The organism is Roseateles sp. T103, from assembly GCF_057219915.1.
In genome coordinates this window covers 639,784-656,195 of record NZ_JBXVVS010000002.1, presented here as the reverse complement: position 1 = coordinate 656,195, position 16,412 = coordinate 639,784, and the positions used below count along the sequence as shown (strand labels likewise).

Here is a 16,412-nt window from a genome sequence, read left to right as displayed (position 1 = left end):
GCGCTCAGGCCTGCGGCCGAGGTGGCAGGTAGCGCCGGTCCGAGTAGGTGGCCAGCCACTCGGGCCTGAAGGCGACGAAGATCGAGCACAGCATGCCGGTCAGCACCGCATCGCCCCAGGCGATCAGCCAGCGGCCCACCATCAGCAGGCCCAGCTCGCCGCCCGGCGGCAGCGGTTGCCACAGCGCGGCGGCCCAGCCGGCCAGGCTCATCGCCAGCAGCGTGGCGAGGAAGCCGCGGCCGAGGATGTAGACCATCAGGTGCTGCGGCAGCAGGCGCCGCGTGGCCAGGCCCATCAGCAAGGCCAGCGTGCCGGGCAGCACGCCGTTCCAGGCCAGCTGCTGCACCGCCTGTTGCCAGGATTCGCCGGCGAGCCAGGCGCCGGTCGCGGCGACGGGCAGCAATGTGAGCATCGCCAGCGGCCAGCCGAACATCAGCACCAGCAGCGCCGCGCCGGAGAGCTGAAGCAGCAGACCGCCGGGCAGCGCGCGCTGCGCGCTCCACGCCAGCGGCAGCAGCACCAGTGCGGCCAGCCAGGGGCTGCGCAGCGCCGGCGCGCGCAGCATCTGCCAGGGGCGCAAGGCGAGTGCCAGCACGCTGGCCGCGCCAGCCATCAACAATTCCAACAGTGGCAGCTCGTTCATCGGCACGCGGACATTCACCGGATGGATCTCAGGCCCCGCATCTTGCCTGCGTCTGCAGCGCCGCAGTTGCGGATCATCAAGCGGGCAACGGCGGCATGCAGCGATTTGCGCAAGCGCTCCGGTGCTGTTTGCTTGCGGGTTTCACAGGGCTGGCGTGGGGCGCGGCCTGGGCTAGTCTTGCATCACCATGAATCTGCGTGCGCCCGTTCACTTCTACTTCGACTTCTCGTCGCCGTATTCCTACATCGCATCCGAATGGATCGAGGCCGTCGCCGCGCGCCACGGCCGCCGCGTGCAGTGGCACGCGATCCTGCTCGGCGCCACCTTTCAGGCGGCCGAACTCAAGCCGCCGATGAGCTATCCGATCAAGCGCGACTACATGGCGCGCGATTTCGCGCGCTCCGCCCGTTTTGCCGGCGTGCCCTACAGGCAGCCCGAGCGCTTCCCCATCGCGACGCAGAACGCCGCACGCGTGTTCTGGTGGCTGGATGCGCAGGACCCGCAGCGCGCCATCGCCTGGGCGCATGCCGGACTGCGCGCCTACTTCACGCGCGGCGTGCAACTGGACGACCCGGTGCAGCTCAAGGCCCTGGCCGCCGAGAGCGGGCTCGATGCCGACGTCGCCGAAGCGGCCTGGCAGGATCCGCAGTGGAAAGAGCGCCTGAAGGCGGTCAACGAGCAGGCCATTGCTGCCGGCGTGTTCGGCGCGCCGTTCTTCATCGTCGATGGCGAGCCCTTCTGGGGAAACGACCGTCAGGCGCAGATCGAGCAGTGGCTGAGCAGCGGCCCCTTCAAGGGCCTCTGAGCCGGGACGCGCCCTAGCGCTGCCGCGGCAGTTCCCAAGCTGTCACCGGCTTGTCATAGAGAAGGGGGAAGCTTGCGCCTCCTGGTGTTCACTCCAACTCCTCGACGCAGCATTCGCCATGGCCAAGGACTTCTCCTCGATGGAGGACAGCAATCGCTCCTCCAATCCCAGCATCCATGACATCAGCGAGCCCGCGCGCCGCAGCTTCCTGCGCGGCACCGCGGCGGCAGCCTTCCTGGCGCCGCTCGCCGGCCTGGGTGCGCTGAGCGGATGCGCCAGCAGCGGCGTCGGCACTGCCGCGAGCCGCAGCGGCCCCTTGCTGGGCTTCAGCAGCATTCCGATCAGCAATGCCGATACCGTGACCGTGCCGCCCGGCTACGTGAGCCAGGTGATCGCTGCCTGGGGCGACCCGGTCGGCCTGTCCGGCGAGACGCCGGCCTTCAAGCCGGACGGCAGCAACAGCGCCGCCGAGCAGCTGGCGCAGTTCGGCATGCACCATGACGGCATCCACTACTTCCCCATCGAGGGCTCGAAGAGCGGCCTGCTGGTGATGAACCACGAGTACGTGGATGACGGGCTGCTGCACCGCGATGGCACGGCCCAGTGGTCGGCCGAGAAGGTGCGCAAGGCGCAGGCCGCCCATGGCGTCAGCATCTGCGAGGTGGCAGAGAAGGCCGGGCGCTGGGAAGTGGTGCTGCCCTCGCCCTGGGCGCGGCGCATCACCGCCAGCACGCCTATGGTGCTCAGCGGCCCGGCCGCCGGCCACGCGCTGATGAAGACCGCCGCCGATGCCAGCGGCCGCCGCGTGCTGGGTACGCTGAACAACTGCGGTAGCGGCATCACGCCCTGGGGCACCTACCTGACCTGCGAAGAGAACTTCATCTTCTACTTCAAGGGGCCTGATGCACCCAATGCGCACGAGGCCCGCTGGGGCCTGCGCAAGGGCGATCCGGTGGGCTACCGCTGGCATGAGCATGACCCGCGCTTCGACGCCAGCAAGCATCCGCACGAACCCAACCGCTTCGGCTGGGTGGTCGAGATCGACCCGATGAACCCCAGCAGCACGCCCGTCAAGCGCACCGCGCTGGGCCGTGCCGCGCACGAAGGCGCCACGGTGGCGCTGACGCGCGACCGCCGTGCGGTGGTCTATATGGGCGAGGACGCGCGCTTCGAGTACATCTACAAGTTCGTCAGCCGCGATGCGGTCAAGCCCGGCGGCGCTGCCGCCAACCGTGAACTGCTGGACCACGGCACGCTCTATGTGGCCCGCTTCGATGCCGACGGCCGTGGCCGCTGGCTGCCGCTGGTGCATGGCCAGGGGCCGCTCAACGCCGCCAACGGCTTTGCCGACCAGGGCGAGCTGCTGATCAAGTCGCGCCAGGCCAGCGATTTGCTCGGCGGCACCAAGATGGACCGCCCCGAGTGGATTGCCGTCGATGCGCAGGGCTGGGTCTATTGCACGCTGACCAACAACAGCAATCGCGGCGGCAAGGACCAGCCGGGCGTGGACGCCGCCAACCCGCGCGCCAACAACAGCATGGGCCACATCATCCGCTGGAAGGAAGACGGCGACCATGACGGCCTGGCCTTCCAGTGGAACCACTTCGTGCTCGCTGGCGATCCCTTCAACGAGCGCGCCGAGGCCAAGGGCAATGTGAAGGGCGACACCTTCGCCTGCCCCGATGGCCTGTGGGTGGACGGCCGCGGTGTGTTGTGGATACAGACCGATATGTCCACCTCGGCGATGGGCAAGGGCGAGCTGGCCGTGATGGGTCAGAACCAGATGCTGGCCGCCGACCCGCAGACCGGCGAGGTGCGCCGCTTCCTGACCGGACCGGTAGGTTGCGAGGTGACCGGTGCCACGATGACGCCGGACGGCCGCAGCATGTTCGTCAACATCCAGCACCCGGGCGAGAGCCCCAGCGAGCGCAGCGACCCGGCCCAGCCGGATCGCTACTCCAACTGGCCCGACAAGCGCCTTGGCGCCCGCCCGCGTTCCGCCACCGTGGTGATCCGCAAGGCGGACGGCGGCCTCGTCGGAACCTGAGGGGGCAGTGGGACGCGGCGCGGCAAGGCGCCGCGGGCTCGGAGGTCAGAGCTCGGCCACGCTCTTGATCCGCCGCACGGTGACTGGCTGCGCCGCTGCCGTGGCCACTGCGCGGCCATGGAAGCGGTCCAGCAGATCCTTCCACTGCGCGCGCACCGTCACCACATTGGCCAACTTCACATGGCCGTAGCCGCGGATCTTCTCGGGCAGGCGGGCGAGCTGCACCGCGATGTCGAGCTTGTCGGCGGACAGCTGAGCGAGCAGCTCGTCGAGCAGCGCTTCGTAGTCCTTGATCAGCTGGCGCTCCATGCGGCGCTCCTCGGTCTTGCCGAAGATGTCGAGCGCCGTGCCGCGCAGCCCCTTGAGGCGGGCCATGGCCTTCAAGGCCTTGAAGGTCCATGAGCCCATCTCGATCTTCTTCACGCGGCCATCGGCGCCGGGTTTGGCCAGCAGCGGCGGGGCCATGTGGAAGGAGAGGCGCTCCCAGTCCTCGAACTGCGCCTTTAGCGCGGCCTCGAACTTGCCGTCGGTGTAGAGGCGGGCGACTTCCCATTCGTCCTTGATGGCCAGCAGCTTGGCGTAGTAACGCGCCACGGCCTTGGTGAGGCGCTCGGCTTTGCCGGCTTCGCCAAGCGCAGCTTCGGCGGCGCGCACACGCTCGACCAGGCGCTGATAACGCTGCGCGTAAGCGGCGTCCTGGTAGTCGGTGAGGAAGGCCATGCGGCGGGCAATCAGGCCCTCAGGCCCGTCGAGGCGGTCGAAACTGGGCAGGAAGTTGACCTTTTGCACCTCAGTGCCGGCCAGGCGCTTCAGCGCCTCGGGCGCGGCGATCGCCAGCCGGCCCAGCGCGAAGGCGGTCTTGTTGCCTTCCACTGCCACGCCGTTGAGCTCGATCGCGCGCATCAGTGCTGCCTCGCTCAGCGGCACCAGGCCGCGCTGCCAGCAGGCGCCGAGCATGACGATATTGCTGGGCATGGAGTCGCCCATCAGCTCGGTCGCGATGGCCTGCGCATCGATGGTCGAGAGCAGCGACAGGTCGCCACCGACTGCATGCTGCATCTTCGCCAGCAGCGAGGGGCTGTGCAGGCTGGCGTCGGGGTTGCGCACGAAGGACGCCGTGGGCAGCTCATGCGTGTTGGCCAGGATCACGGTGCGGCCGGGCTTGACCGTGCCCAGCGCATCGGGGCTGGCGCCGACCACCATATCGCAGGCCAGCAGCACATCGGCCTGCTGGGTGTCGATGCGTACCTGGTTGAGCAGATCCGGCGTCGGCGCCAGGCGCACGAAGCTCAGCACCGAGCCGCCTTTCTGCGCGAAGCCCATGAAGTCCAGCACCGAGGCCTGCTTGTGCTCCAGGTGCGCAGCCATCGCGACCAGCGCGCCCACGGTGACGACGCCGGTGCCGCCCACGCCGGTGACCAGCAGGTCGAAGGGCCCCGTCCAGTTCCAGGCGGCGGGCGCGGGCAGCGCGGCGATTTCGCGCGCCAGGTCCTGCTGCGTGAAGCCCGAGCCGACCTTCTTCTTCAGCTTGGCGCCATGCACCGAGACGAAGCTGGGGCAGAAGCCGTTGACGCAGCTGAAATCCTTGTTGCAGCTGCTCTGCTCGATGCTGCGCTTGCGGCCCCAGTCGGTCTCCACCGGCACCACTGACAGGCAGTTGCTGGCCTGGCCGCAATCGCCGCAGCCCTCGCAGACCGCCTCGTTGATGAACAGGCGCTTGGGCGGGTCGGGGAACTCGCCCTTCTTGCGGCGGCGGCGCTTTTCGGCCGCGCAGGTCTGGTCGTAGATCAGCACCGTTACGCCCTCGATCTCGCGAAGCTCGCGCTGCACGGCGTCGAGCTCGCTGCGGTCATGGAAAGTCGTGTTGGCGGGGAAGAGGCCGTGATGGTCGGCCCATTTGCCGATCTCGTCGGACACCACAGCCAGGCGCTTCACGCCCTCGGCCTCCACCTGGCGCGCGATCTGCGGCACGCTGGTCTTGCCGTCCACCGGCTGGCCGCCGGTCATCGCCACTGCATCGTTGTAAAGGATCTTGTAGGTGATGTTGGCCTTGGCCGCGATGGCCTGGCGTATGGCCAGGTAACCGGAGTGGTAGTAGGTGCCGTCGCCGAGGTTCTGGAACACATGCTTCTCGGTGGTGAAGCGGCTGTGCGCGGCCCAGTCCACGCCCTCGGCGCCCATCTGGATCAGGCCCGAAGTGCCGCGCTCCATCCAGCTGGCCATGAAGTGGCAGCCGATGCCGGCCAGCGCGCGCGAGCCCTCGGGCAGCTTGGTCGAGGTGTTGTGCGGGCAGCCCGAGCAGAAGTAGGGCTGGCGGCGCACGCCGTCGGCCTCGTTGGACAGCAGGCAGGGGGTGAGGAAGTCCACCACCAGATGGCGGCGGTCCAGTGCGGGGTTCAGCCGCGCCAGCCAGTCGGCGACGGTGGACATGATGCGCGAGGGGCGCAGCTCGCCGAGCGCCGACAGCACCGGTGCGCCGTGTTCATCGCTCTTGCCGACCACGCGCGGACGCTGCGCGTCGGGCAGGTGGTAGAGCAGCTCCTTGATCTGGCGCTCCACCACCGGCGCCTTCTCCTCGATCACCAGCAGATCGGTCAGACCCTGCGCGAATTCGCGGATGCGCGTGGGCTCCAGCGGGAAGACCAGGCCCACCTTGTAGACGCGCACGCCGGCAGCGGCCAGCGCATTGGGATCCAGGTCCAGGCGGCGCAGCACCTCCATGAAGTCGTAATGCGCCTTGCCGACGGTGACGATGCCCAAGCTGGCGCGCGGGCTGGTGACGATGTGCTTGTCGATGGAGTTCAGCTTGGCGAAGGCCAGCACGGCGTCGAGCTTGTGGGCCAGGCGAGACTCCAGCTCCAGTGAAGGCAGGTCGACGCTCCGGATGTGCAGATGGGTCGGGGCTTGATAGTCCACCGGATGCTCGAAGTCCAGCGGCACGCTGTCCAGGTCCACCGTCATGCCGGACTCGACCACCTCGGAGATCGCCTTGAAACCCACCCAGGCACCGGAGAAGCGGGAGAGCGCCCAGCCATAGAGACCGAACTCCAGGTACTCGGCCACATTGGCCGGATGCACGATGGGCATGCTCCAGGCCTGCAGCGCCAGGTCGCTCTGGTGCGGCGTGCTGGACGAGACGCAACCGTGGTCGTCGCCGCAGACCACCAGCACGCCGCCCTGCGGCGCCGTGCCATAGACATTGCCGTGCTTGAGCGCATCGCCCGAGCGGTCCACGCCGGGGCCCTTGCCGTACCACATCGCAAACACGCCATCGACCGTGCGCTTGGGGTCCAGCGCGACGCGCTGCACGCCCAGGCAGGCGGTGGCAGCCAGGTCCTCGTTGATCGCGGGCAGGAAGTTGATCTGCGCCGCGTCCAGGAACTTCCTGGCCTTCCACAGCTGCTGGTCCACCATGCCCAGCGGGCTGCCGCGGTAGCCGCTGACGAAGCCGGCAGTGTTCAGTCCGGCCTGCTCGTCCAGAGCCTTCTGGGCCAGCAGCAGGCGCACCAGGGCCTGCGTGCCGGTCATGAACACGGCGCCACTCTTGGCGCCGAGGTTGTCCGACAGCTTGTAGTCGCGCAGCGCTGCGGCGTCGGTGCGGGCGGGATGGGCTATGGCGGCGGACATGGCGGCTCCTGACTCAGGTCAAGCGGAAATGGCTGCCGGATTTTTGGCCCTGGGCGGGAGAGTTTCTTGCCTGACTGCTCGCAAAGTCAGGGTGTTTTGAGAGAATCACGCTCAAGGATGGTCATTATGGAAAATGAACGTTTCGATCGGGCCACGAGGCTGATTCTCGAGGCCCTGCAGGCCGATGGCCGTCAGTCCACCCAGGCGCTGGCCGACAAGGTCGGCCTGTCGGCCACGCCGGTGTGGCGGCGCATCAAGGAGCTGGAGGACAGCGGCGTGATCCGCCGCCATGTCGCGCTGGTGGACCGCGAGAAGCTGGGCCTGAACATCTGCGTGCTCGCCAATGTCAGCCTGGTGCGGCACAGCGAGGGCGCGGTGGAGCAGTTCGAACAGCTGGTGCAGACCAGCCCGCAGATCATCGAATGCCATGCGATCACCGGCGAAGCCGACTATGTGATCAAGGTCGTGGTGCCCGATATGAAGGCCTACGACCAGTTCCTGCAGAGCCGGGTCTTCAAGGTGCCCGGCGTGGCCAGCGTGCGCAGCAATGTGGTGCTGCGCGAGGTCAAGTACGAGACGGCGCTGCCGGTGGGCTGAGCCGGCTCACCGGACCGGGCCGTCGTCCTGCAGCACGGCCAGTACGTCGGAGTGGAACTCGCGCTGGTAGAGGATGTAGATCACGCCCAGCGTGGCCAGCATCATCGCCCAGGGCGCGAAGAACCAGGCGATGGCGGCGAAGGACATGTAGTAGGCGCGCAGCCCGTCGTTGAAGGTTTCGGCGGCGAGTGCGACCACCTTGCCGGCGCGGTCGGCGAAGGCCTCGCGCGACAGGCTCGGGTCCTCGGCAAAGCGGTCGTGCCCCGGCGCCGCCGCGACCAGCAGCGCGCCGAAGGTGTACTGGCGCATGCTCCAGGTGAAGCGGAAGAAGGCGTAGACGAAGATGCCGGCCAGCAGGATCAGCTTGAGATCGAATACCAGCGTCGAGGTGCGGGCAGCGAAGGGAATCTCGCGCACCAGCTCGCTGGCCTGGTCGCTGGCGCCCAGCACCGCCAGCAGACCGCCGATGATCAGGATGGTGGTCGAGGCAAAGAAGGACGGGCTGGTCGACAGGCTCTGCACCACCACGCCGTCGACCACCCTGACGTCGCGGTAGGTGACCTGCAGCATCCAGCGATGGCGCTCGCGGTTGGTGGCCGCGAGCAGCGAGCCGCGGCTGACCGCATTGCGGCGCGCGAACTGCGCATAGCCGATCCAGGCCGCGAAGAAGACCAGCAGGGCCGCCCAGTCGAGCCAGGGCAGGAGGGCCAGGACGCTCAGCAAGTTTTCCATGGCCTGGAGTCTAGGCCCGTCGGGGGGCGTCGTCTCAGGCGGCGAGGTCGAAGACCAGCACCTCGGCATCCTCGCCGGCGCTGAGCTCCACGCGCGTCTCGCCGCTGAGCTGCAGCGCGTCGCCGCTGGCCAGGCGCTGGCCGTTGACGGTCAGCGCGCCGCGCACCAGGTGCACGTAGCTCCGGTGGGCGGGTGCCAGCGGCAGCACGGCAGTTTCGCCGCCGTCGAACAGGCCGGCGTAGAGCCAGGCGTCGGCGTGGATGCGCACCGAGCCCTGCTCGCCGTCGGGCGAGGCGACCAGACGCAGCTGGCCGCGCTTCTCGGCATCGTCGAAGCGCTTCTGCTCATAGCTGGGCGGGATGCCGCGCTCGCGCGGCTGGATCCAGATCTGCAGGAAGTGCGTCTGCTGGCCCGGTGCATTGTTGTATTCGCTGTGCATCACGCCGGTGCCGGCGCTCATGCGCTGCACCTCACCCGGCCGGATCACGCCGGCATGGGCACCGCCGGGCTTGCCGTTGCCCATGCTGTCCTGATGCGCGAGCTCGCCGGCGAGCACGTAGCTGACGATCTCCATGTCGCGGTGGCCGTGGGTGCCGAAGCCGCTGCCCGGTGCGATGCGGTCCTCGTTGATCACGCGCAGCGCGCCGAAACCCATGCGCTTGGGGTCGTAATAGTCGGCGAAGGAAAAGCTGTGGAAGGACTTGAGCCAGCCGTGGTCGGCATAGCCGCGGTCGCAGGACTTGATCAGTTCGAGCATGGCGGTGTCTCCGGTGGGATCACTGCACTTTAGGCCGGGTGGCGCGCGGGCGGCATGAGGCCGGCTTGAAGCCGGCGTTCAAATAAGATGAAGCTCATGGCTTACACCGACAAGCAGGGCGACCGCCGCCGCGTGCTGACGCCCGAGGCGCTGGCGATGATGGACTGCATCGCCCGCGCCGGCAGCTTTGCCGCTGCGGCGCGCGAGATGGGCAAGGTGCCGTCGGCGCTGACCTACAGCGTGCGTCAGCTCGAGGAGGCGCTGGACGTGCTGCTTTTCGATCGCAGCTCGCGCCAGGCGGTGCTCACCGCCGCCGGCCAGGAACTGCTGCACGAGGGCCGGCGCCTGCTGCAGGAGCTGGACGCGGTGGCCAATCGGGTGCGCCGCATCGCCACCGGCTGGGAGAGCGAGCTGACCCTTGCGGTGGACGATGCGCTGGCCAAGCGCGCGATCTTCGATCTGATGGAGGCCTTCTACCAGCTGCCGGTGGATGATTCCGCGCAAGCCGCGATTGGGCCGCCCACGCGGCTGAAGCTGCGCGTGGAGGTGCTGGCCGGCACCTGGGAGGCGCTGATGTCCGGCCAGGCCGACCTGGCCATCGGTACCTCGCCGCAGGCCCCGGGGGCGTCGGTGCATACCGAGCTGATGGGCGAGATGGAGATGCTGTTCTGCATCGCGCCGCATCATCCGCTCGCCCAGGCCGCCGAGCCGTTGTCCGCCGCCGAGCTGGCGCGGCATCGCATCGTCGCCGTCGCCGACACCGCGCGCAGCCTCGCGCCGGTGACGGTGGGCGTGGTGCCAGGGCAGGAGGTGCTGACGGTGCCGACGATGGCGGCCAAGCTCGAGGCCATCATGCGCGGCCTGGGCTGCGGCTCGCTGCCTTCGGCGATGCTGCGCCGTCATGTCGAGGCTGGTCGCCTGGTGGTGAAGACCACCTTCCAGCAGCGTCGCGTTTTCCCGCTGCACTATGCCTGGCGCAACACCGGCCAGCCGCCGGCCAGGGCACTGGCCTGGTGGCTGCAGCAGCTCAAGAGCCCGGCGACGCGCCAGGCCCTGTTGCAGCAGCACGAAGGCCTGCTGCTCTGATGGCCTACATCGGACGCTTCGCGCCATCGCCCACCGGCCCGCTGCATGCAGGCTCGCTGGTGGCGGCGCTGGCCAGCTGGCTGGATGCTCGCGCGCATGGCGGGCGGTGGCTGGTGCGCATCGAGGATGTGGACGCGCCGCGCTGCATCGCCGGTGCGGATGCGCTGATCCTGCAGCAGCTGGCTGCCGTGGGCCTGCTGCCCGATGCGCCGCCGGTCTGGCAATCGCAGCGCGGCGAGCTCTACGCGCAGGCGCTGGCGCGGCTGCAGCGCGACGGCTGGGTCTATGGCTGCGCCTGTTCGCGCAAGGAGATCGCGCAGGCGCAGGCCGCGCAGGGGCTGATGCAGCAGCGCCATGGCGAGCTGGTCTATCCCGGCACCTGCAGACGTGGAACGCAGGGTCGCGAGCCGCGCGCCTGGCGCCTGCTCAGCACGGCGGACCGCGAGGGCCGACAGCCGCTCTTCATCGACTGGAGCGACCGGCGCCTGGGCGCGCAGCGCCAGCAGCTTGACGCCGCGGTGGGCGACTTCGTGCTCAAGCGCGCCGACGGGCTGTGGGCCTACCAGCTCGCCGTGGTCGTGGACGATGCCGCGCAGGGCGTCACGCACATCGTGCGCGGCGAGGACCTGGCCGACAACACGCCGCGGCAGATCCGCCTGCAGCAGCTGCTGGCGCTGCCGACGCCGCAGTATCTGCACACGCCGCTGGTGCTGGGCGCCAATGGCGAGAAGCTGTCCAAGCAGAACGGTGCCGCGGCGCTGGACCTGAGCGATCCGCTGCATGCGATCCGCCAGGCGGCGGCGGTGCTGGGCCTGCGCCTGCAGGCCGGCTCGCTGACCGACGTGCTGGCCGAGGGCGTGCAGGCCTGGCGCGGTCGATTCGGCGGTGCTTGATGGCATGATGCCGGCCATCGCTCATACAAGGATGCCCCTCATGAACACCACGCAAAGCGGCCTGCAGTACGAAGACACCGTCGTTGGCGACGGCCCCGAGGCCAAGTCGGGCCAGGATGTCTCGGTGCACTACACCGGCTGGCTCTACAAGGACGGCCAGAAAGGCGCCAAGTTCGACTCCAGCCTGGACCGCGGCGAGCCCTTCGATTTCGAGCTCGACGGCGGCATGGTGATCCGGGGCTGGGACGAAGGCGTGCAGGGCATGAAGGTCGGCGGCACGCGCGTGCTGGTGATCCCGCCGCAGCTGGGCTATGGCGCACGCGGCGCCGGCGGCGTGATCCCGCCCAATGCGACGCTGATGTTCGAGGTCAAGCTGCTGGGCGTTTCCGGCGGCCCCGAGACCATCCACCTGAACCTGCAGGAGACCGCCAGCGGCCTGAAGTACGAGGACACGGTGGAAGGCTCCGGTGCCGAAGCCAAGGCCGGCCAGCGCGTCACCGTGCACTACACCGGCTGGCTCTACAAGGACGGCCAGCGCGGCAAGAAGTTCGATTCCAGCAAGGACCGCCGCGATCCCTTCCGCTTCCGCCTGGGCGGCGGCGAGGTCATCCAGGGCTGGGACGAGGGCGTGGCCGGCATGAAGGTCGGCGGCACGCGCATGCTGGTGATCCCGCCCGAGCTGGGCTATGGCGCCTATGGTGCTGGCGGCGTGATCCCGCCGCATGCGGTGCTGCTGTTCGAGGTCGAGCTGCTCGCGGTCTGAGCCAGCGGCTAAGCTCCCCCCATTCGACACCAGGTGGGGGAGCGCGATGAACGCGACGATTGCCGAGTTGCTGGCGCGCATTGCCCAGATCGAGGAGGAGCTTGAGCGCGAGCTGCAGCGCCGCCGGGCCGAGCTGCATGCCGACTTCGAGCAGCGCCGCGTGCGCTTCGAGGCCGAAGTCCTGGAGCAGCAGCGCCGCTTCAAGACCGGCCTGTGGCGCTATCTGGGCGAGGCCGAGCTGCGCAACGTCATCACCGCGCCCATCATCTATGCGGTGTTCGTTCCGATGCTGTTGCTGGACTTGGCCGTCACGCTCTACCAGTGGAGCTGCTTTCCGCTCTATCGCATCCCCTGCGTGCGTCGGCGCGACTACCTGGTCTTCGACCGCAGCCACCTGGGCTATCTGAACCTGGTCGAGAAGTTGAACTGCGCCTACTGCTCCTACGGCAACGGGCTGGTTGCCTATCTGCGCGAGGTGTTCGCGCGCACCGAGCAGTACTGGTGCCCGATCAAGCATGCGCGCCGCGTGATGCAGGCGCACCCCTATTACGCCGGCTTCGTCGATTACGGCGATGCCCAGTCCTACCGCGGCGAGCTGCAGAAGCTGCGCGCCGCGTTGGCCGCGCTGGACCAGCCGGTGGCCGCTGACAAGACCTGACCCTTCACGAGCATCCGTCGCGATCGAGCATGAACGAAGCCGCCTCACTCTCCGTGGCCGCGCTGCCCAGCGTGGCCTTCATCGGTGCCGGCCGTCTGGGATGCACCCTGGCGCGTGCGCTTGCCGGCAAGGGCGTGGCCGTGCGCGCGGTTGCCAGCCGCTCCGTCGCGGCTGCGCAGGCGCTGGCAGCACAGCTGCCCGCTTGCGCCGCCTCGACGGTGGAAGATGCGGCCGCGTCTGCCGAGCTGGTCTTCCTGACCGTGCCGGACGACGCCATCGCGCCGACCGCGGCCGCATTGCGGTGGCGCCAGGGGCAGCGTGTGGTGCATTGCAGCGGTGCCACCGAGATCGAGGCGCTTGCGCCGGCAGCGGCGCAGGGCGCGCAAATCGGCGGCTTTCACCCGCTGCAGATCTTCTCCGACCCGGAGCGCGCGCTCGCGCTGCTGGCGGGCAGCACCGTGGCCATCGAGGCCGGGCCAGCGCTGTCCGACGAGTTGCACGCGCTGGCCGCGCTGCTCGGGCTGCAGCCCTTGACGCTGCAGGCCGGCACGCGCGCGGCCTATCACGGCGCAGCCAGTTTCGCGGCCAGCTTTCTGCTTTCCATGCTCGACGAGGCCGCGCAGGTCTGGCAAGCCATCGGCCTGCCCCGCGAGCAGGCGCTGCGCTCGTTGCTGCCGCTGGCGCGCGGCACGCTGGATGCTGCCGAAGCCAAAGGCCTGGCGCAGGCGCTGGCCGGACCGATCTCTCGCGGCGATGCCGGCGTCGTGGCACGGCATCTGCAAGCCTTCGACGCGCTGGGTGGTGCGCATGGCGGTTTCTACCGCGAGCTGTCGCGCCGGCAGATGGAACTGGCGCGGGCCAGCGGCAGGCTGGACGAGCCGGCGCTGCAGCGACTGACGACCTTGCTGGCCGCCGAGCCGGCCGGGCCGGGCAAGGCATAGCCGCCGCTGCTTGCTTCGTTCCGACTGCGCAATCGACGGTTCTTAGTGTCGCCAGTCAAGACAAGCCGCGGCGTTGGCGCGATGATTGCAGGGCGACGACTGAGAAGGCGCGGCGTGAGTGACAGCAGTACAGATCAGGATCCCATGGCGACCGGAACGGATGAGGTGGCCCGCCATGCCGATTCCCATTTCCCGCCCCATGGCGAGCTGCGCGCCTGGCGGGAAGGGCCGGTGGTGATCTGTCGGGCGCGCGGCCCCTTCAATGCGGAGTTCATGCGCGCCTACGCAAGGATGTGGGACGTGCACCGCGACGAGTGGGTGGACGAGCGGCTGCGCGTGATTCACACGGTGTGGAGCGGCAGCATGCTGACTTCGCCCGATGGGCTGCAGGTCTTTGGCGCGCTGATGGAACGCGCGGCGCTGCAGCTGCCGCCACACACGCTGCATCTGTGGACGGCCGAAGCCGATGTCGAGGCGCGTTCGCTGATGCTGCCGATCTGGCACGGCATCCTGCACAAGCTGGGGTTGGAGTCGCAGGACTGCTTCAACGAGCAGGAGGCAGCGCAGATCATCGCGGCCCGGCTGGCCCAGCCCCGAAGCTGAGCATCTGTTGGCTCGCCTTGCGCCAGGCACGGCAGTCCTCGCCGGCTCGCGCCCATGGCCCGCCGTCGCAGGGGTCAGGCTCGTGAAACCCGCGTTGTGTCCCCTCGGGATGCTGTGCGATGCTTTATGCACCGCCCACCAGCTGCGGGCGCGCGGGCGAACAGCAAGGCAGGAAAAGCCCGCCCGTCCGTCCATCAGGCAACCAGTCGACGAGGCAGGCATGTTCACGGTCTACGGTCTTCAGGGGCGGCTCTACAGCGGGCCGTTGGAGCAGGTGCGCGATCTGGCCGAGGTCAAGGCGGTGCTGCGCACCCGTGCTGTCACGCCGGTGGCCCGCGAGGAGCAGCGCCAGCCCGGCGATGTGATTGCCATGCTGGGCGAGGGTGCAGGCCGCCAGGCTGGGGGCGGGCTCATCGGCGAGGGCGGTCCGCGCCAGGCACTGGCCGCCTATGCACAGACACAGCAGCAGGGCACGGCGGCGGCGCAGCGCCATCAGCTGGCCCATGTCGGCGAGCTGATGAGCCGCAAGCTGATCACCGTGCCGGTGGGCGCCACGCTGCGCGAGGCTTGGGGCGTGCTGGCACAGGCCGGCATCGGCCAGGCGCCGGTGCTGGGCGAGCAGGGGCAGCTGGTCGGTCTGATCGGCCGCTCGGCCCTGATGCGCGACGAAGACCTGCCGGCCGACCTGCCCAGCGCCTTTGCCTGGAGCGCACGGCTGGCGCATCCGGTGGCCGAGCTGATGTGGTCACCGGTGCCGGCAGCGCATGCCGACTCGTCGCCGCGCGAGGCCGCGCAGCTGATGCTGGAGCTGCAGTTGCCGGGGCTGCCGGTGCTGTCGGACGACGACGAGCGCCTGATCGGCTTTCTCTCGCGCACCGACCTGCTGCGTGCGCTCACCCGCGAGGGCCCGCTGGACCTCTGGTCCTAGCCCGCCGCGAGCGCCGAAACGGGCCATCGGTTAGAATTCACCCCATCCCGCCGCAGCGTCGTTTGCGCTGCGGCGGGATTTTGTTTTGCCCCACCGGATAAGGAGATCCACCATGGCCAAGGAAGAACTGATCGAGATGCAAGGCCAGGTGGACGAAGTGCTGCCGGACACGCGCTTCCGCGTCACGCTGGAGAACGGTCACCAGCTGGTGGCCTACACCTCGGGCAAGATGAAGAAGAACCACATCCGCATCCTCGCGGGTGACAAGGTCTCGCTGGAAATGTCGCCCTACGACCTGAGCAAGGGCCGCATCACCTTCCGCCACATCGAGCGCCGCGGCGACCAGCCTTCCGCTCCGCGTCCCCAGTACCGCCGCTGAGCGGTGACGCCGCGGCCAGGCTTATTGCCAGGCCAGCGGCTCCAGACGATAGAAACGGGCCAGCTCGGCATAGAGCGCCGGATGTTCGGCGGCCAGCTCGCGCGGCCGCTCGAAGAACACCTCGCTGACCACCGCGAAGAACTCCGCCGGATCGGTGGCGCCGTAGTCGCTGAGCAGGCCGCTGCCGCTCTCGCTCCAGGCGGCGCGCGCGCGCAACTCGTCAAACCCCTGCTGCATCACCGTCGACCAGCGCGCATACGCCGCGCGGTCGCGCAGCGGCGGCGCACCATTGGCATGGCCCTTCACCTGGTCCAGCTGGTGCGCGAACTCGTGGATCACCACGTTGTGGCCGTCGCCCGGATCGGCCGCGCCCTCCAGCACATCCGGCCAGGACAGCAAGACCTGACCCTGGCTCCATGACTCGCCGGTGAGCAGGCGGCGTTGCTCCATCTGCACGCCCGCGGGCCCCGGCGCCGGCCGGTCGACGACGAAGGGTCCCGGATAGACCAGCACCTGGCGCAGCTTCGGGTAGAAGCCGCGCGCATCGCCCAGCAGCGGCAGGCAGGCCTGTGCGGCGATGGTGACGCGCACCTCGTCGCTGATCTCCATGCCCGCGCAGCCAAGGATGGGTTTCTCGGCCAGGAACACACGCATCAGCTGCTTCAGCCGCAGCTGCTGAGCGGCCGGCAGCCGCGCCACCAGCGGCACGCGCTGGCGCAGGATGCGCCGCCACTGCGGCGGAAAGGGCAGGGCCTGCAGCTGCGCACGGCGCCGGCGCCGCCACCAGGGTTCGCCGACGAACCAGGCGAGCAGGCCCAGCGCCAGCGCGATGACAAAGGTGAGGGCCGCGTCTTGCATGGAGACCTTGCTTCTTTCCTGCCCGCATCGCATGCGGGGCTGAACTCGATGCAGTGTCAGATGGGCCGGGCCGGCGTCAATTCAAGGGCGCGCAG

16 protein-coding genes and 1 pseudogene are annotated in these 16,412 nt (G+C 69.0%); 12 read left to right on the top strand and 5 right to left on the bottom strand.

What is annotated here, in order from left to right; all coding sequences use genetic code 11:
* Positions 1 to 4: 4 nt before the first annotated feature.
* Positions 5 to 661 (bottom strand): energy-coupling factor ABC transporter permease, encoded by a 657-nt coding sequence (locus AC2EBS_RS09430; protein ID WP_484728136.1) that lies wholly within the window; start codon positions 659 to 661, stop codon positions 5 to 7.
* A gap of 169 nt (positions 662 to 830) precedes the next feature.
* Here AC2EBS_RS09430 and AC2EBS_RS09425 point away from each other — a divergent pair, with 169 nt between their 5' ends.
* Together AC2EBS_RS09425 and AC2EBS_RS09420 are read left to right on the top strand one after the other, a co-directional pair.
* Positions 831 to 1,448, top strand: coding sequence for a DsbA family protein (locus AC2EBS_RS09425; RefSeq protein WP_484728135.1), 618 nt, complete (start codon positions 831 to 833; stop codon positions 1,446 to 1,448).
* A gap of 118 nt (positions 1,449 to 1,566) precedes the next feature.
* Complete coding sequence (locus AC2EBS_RS09420) at positions 1,567 to 3,495, top strand: PhoX family protein (RefSeq protein ID WP_484728134.1); 1,929 nt, start codon at positions 1,567 to 1,569, stop codon at positions 3,493 to 3,495.
* Between the two features lie 45 nt (positions 3,496 to 3,540).
* On the opposite strand, the gene AC2EBS_RS09415 is transcribed toward AC2EBS_RS09420, so the two are convergent.
* Positions 3,541 to 7,122: an indolepyruvate ferredoxin oxidoreductase family protein gene (locus AC2EBS_RS09415; protein WP_484728133.1), complete on the bottom strand. Its 3,582-nt coding sequence runs from the start codon at positions 7,120 to 7,122 to the stop codon at positions 3,541 to 3,543.
* 126 nt (positions 7,123 to 7,248) lie between these two features.
* Here AC2EBS_RS09415 and AC2EBS_RS09410 point away from each other — a divergent pair, with 126 nt between their 5' ends.
* On the top strand, positions 7,249 to 7,719 hold the full coding sequence (locus tag AC2EBS_RS09410) for an Lrp/AsnC family transcriptional regulator (RefSeq protein WP_484728132.1): 471 nt from the start codon (positions 7,249 to 7,251) through the stop codon (positions 7,717 to 7,719).
* A 6-nt stretch (positions 7,720 to 7,725) separates the two neighbouring features.
* Here the strand turns inward: AC2EBS_RS09410 and AC2EBS_RS09405 are convergent, their stop codons facing one another.
* Positions 7,726 to 8,451 (bottom strand): DUF599 domain-containing protein, encoded by a 726-nt coding sequence (locus AC2EBS_RS09405; protein WP_484728131.1) that lies wholly within the window; start codon positions 8,449 to 8,451, stop codon positions 7,726 to 7,728.
* A 34-nt stretch (positions 8,452 to 8,485) separates the two neighbouring features.
* Positions 8,486 to 9,208: a pirin family protein gene (locus tag AC2EBS_RS09400; protein ID WP_484728130.1), complete on the bottom strand. Its 723-nt coding sequence runs from the start codon at positions 9,206 to 9,208 to the stop codon at positions 8,486 to 8,488.
* 96 nt (positions 9,209 to 9,304) lie between these two features.
* Here AC2EBS_RS09400 and AC2EBS_RS09395 point away from each other — a divergent pair, with 96 nt between their 5' ends.
* The 9 genes and pseudogenes from AC2EBS_RS09395 to infA all read left to right on the top strand — a co-directional run bounded on the left by AC2EBS_RS09395 (position 9,305) and on the right by infA (position 15,459).
* Positions 9,305 to 10,294, top strand: a complete 990-nt coding sequence (locus AC2EBS_RS09395) for a LysR substrate-binding domain-containing protein (protein ID WP_484728129.1) — start codon at positions 9,305 to 9,307, stop codon at positions 10,292 to 10,294.
* On the top strand, positions 10,294 to 11,187 hold the full coding sequence (gluQRS, locus tag AC2EBS_RS09390; protein WP_484728128.1) for a tRNA glutamyl-Q(34) synthetase GluQRS: 894 nt from the start codon (positions 10,294 to 10,296) through the stop codon (positions 11,185 to 11,187). Before AC2EBS_RS09395 ends, gluQRS begins: the two co-directional genes overlap by 1 nt.
* A 40-nt stretch (positions 11,188 to 11,227) precedes the next feature.
* Positions 11,228 to 11,572: pseudogene (locus AC2EBS_RS09385) on the top strand (FKBP-type peptidyl-prolyl cis-trans isomerase); the annotation flags it as partial.
* A gap of 30 nt (positions 11,573 to 11,602) precedes the next feature.
* Positions 11,603 to 11,950, top strand: a complete 348-nt coding sequence (locus AC2EBS_RS09380; protein WP_484728315.1) for an FKBP-type peptidyl-prolyl cis-trans isomerase — start codon at positions 11,603 to 11,605, stop codon at positions 11,948 to 11,950.
* A 46-nt stretch (positions 11,951 to 11,996) separates the two neighbouring features.
* A complete protein-coding gene (locus AC2EBS_RS09375; protein ID WP_484728127.1) occupies positions 11,997 to 12,608 on the top strand; it encodes a hypothetical protein in 612 nt (203 codons plus the stop codon).
* A 29-nt stretch (positions 12,609 to 12,637) separates the two neighbouring features.
* Complete coding sequence (locus AC2EBS_RS09370; protein ID WP_484728126.1) at positions 12,638 to 13,549, top strand: Rossmann-like and DUF2520 domain-containing protein; 912 nt, start codon at positions 12,638 to 12,640, stop codon at positions 13,547 to 13,549.
* 144 nt (positions 13,550 to 13,693) lie between these two features.
* Complete coding sequence (locus AC2EBS_RS09365) at positions 13,694 to 14,152, top strand: hypothetical protein (protein WP_484728125.1); 459 nt, start codon at positions 13,694 to 13,696, stop codon at positions 14,150 to 14,152.
* A gap of 220 nt (positions 14,153 to 14,372) precedes the next feature.
* Positions 14,373 to 15,080: a CBS domain-containing protein gene (locus AC2EBS_RS09360; protein ID WP_484728124.1), complete on the top strand. Its 708-nt coding sequence runs from the start codon at positions 14,373 to 14,375 to the stop codon at positions 15,078 to 15,080.
* Between the two features lie 112 nt (positions 15,081 to 15,192).
* Positions 15,193 to 15,459, top strand: a complete 267-nt coding sequence (gene infA / locus AC2EBS_RS09355; RefSeq protein WP_484728123.1) for a translation initiation factor IF-1 — start codon at positions 15,193 to 15,195, stop codon at positions 15,457 to 15,459.
* 21 nt (positions 15,460 to 15,480) lie between these two features.
* Here the strand turns inward: infA and AC2EBS_RS09350 are convergent, their stop codons facing one another.
* Positions 15,481 to 16,317 (bottom strand): M90 family metallopeptidase, encoded by an 837-nt coding sequence (locus tag AC2EBS_RS09350; protein ID WP_484728122.1) that lies wholly within the window; start codon positions 16,315 to 16,317, stop codon positions 15,481 to 15,483.
* Positions 16,318 to 16,412 lie beyond the last annotated feature (95 nt).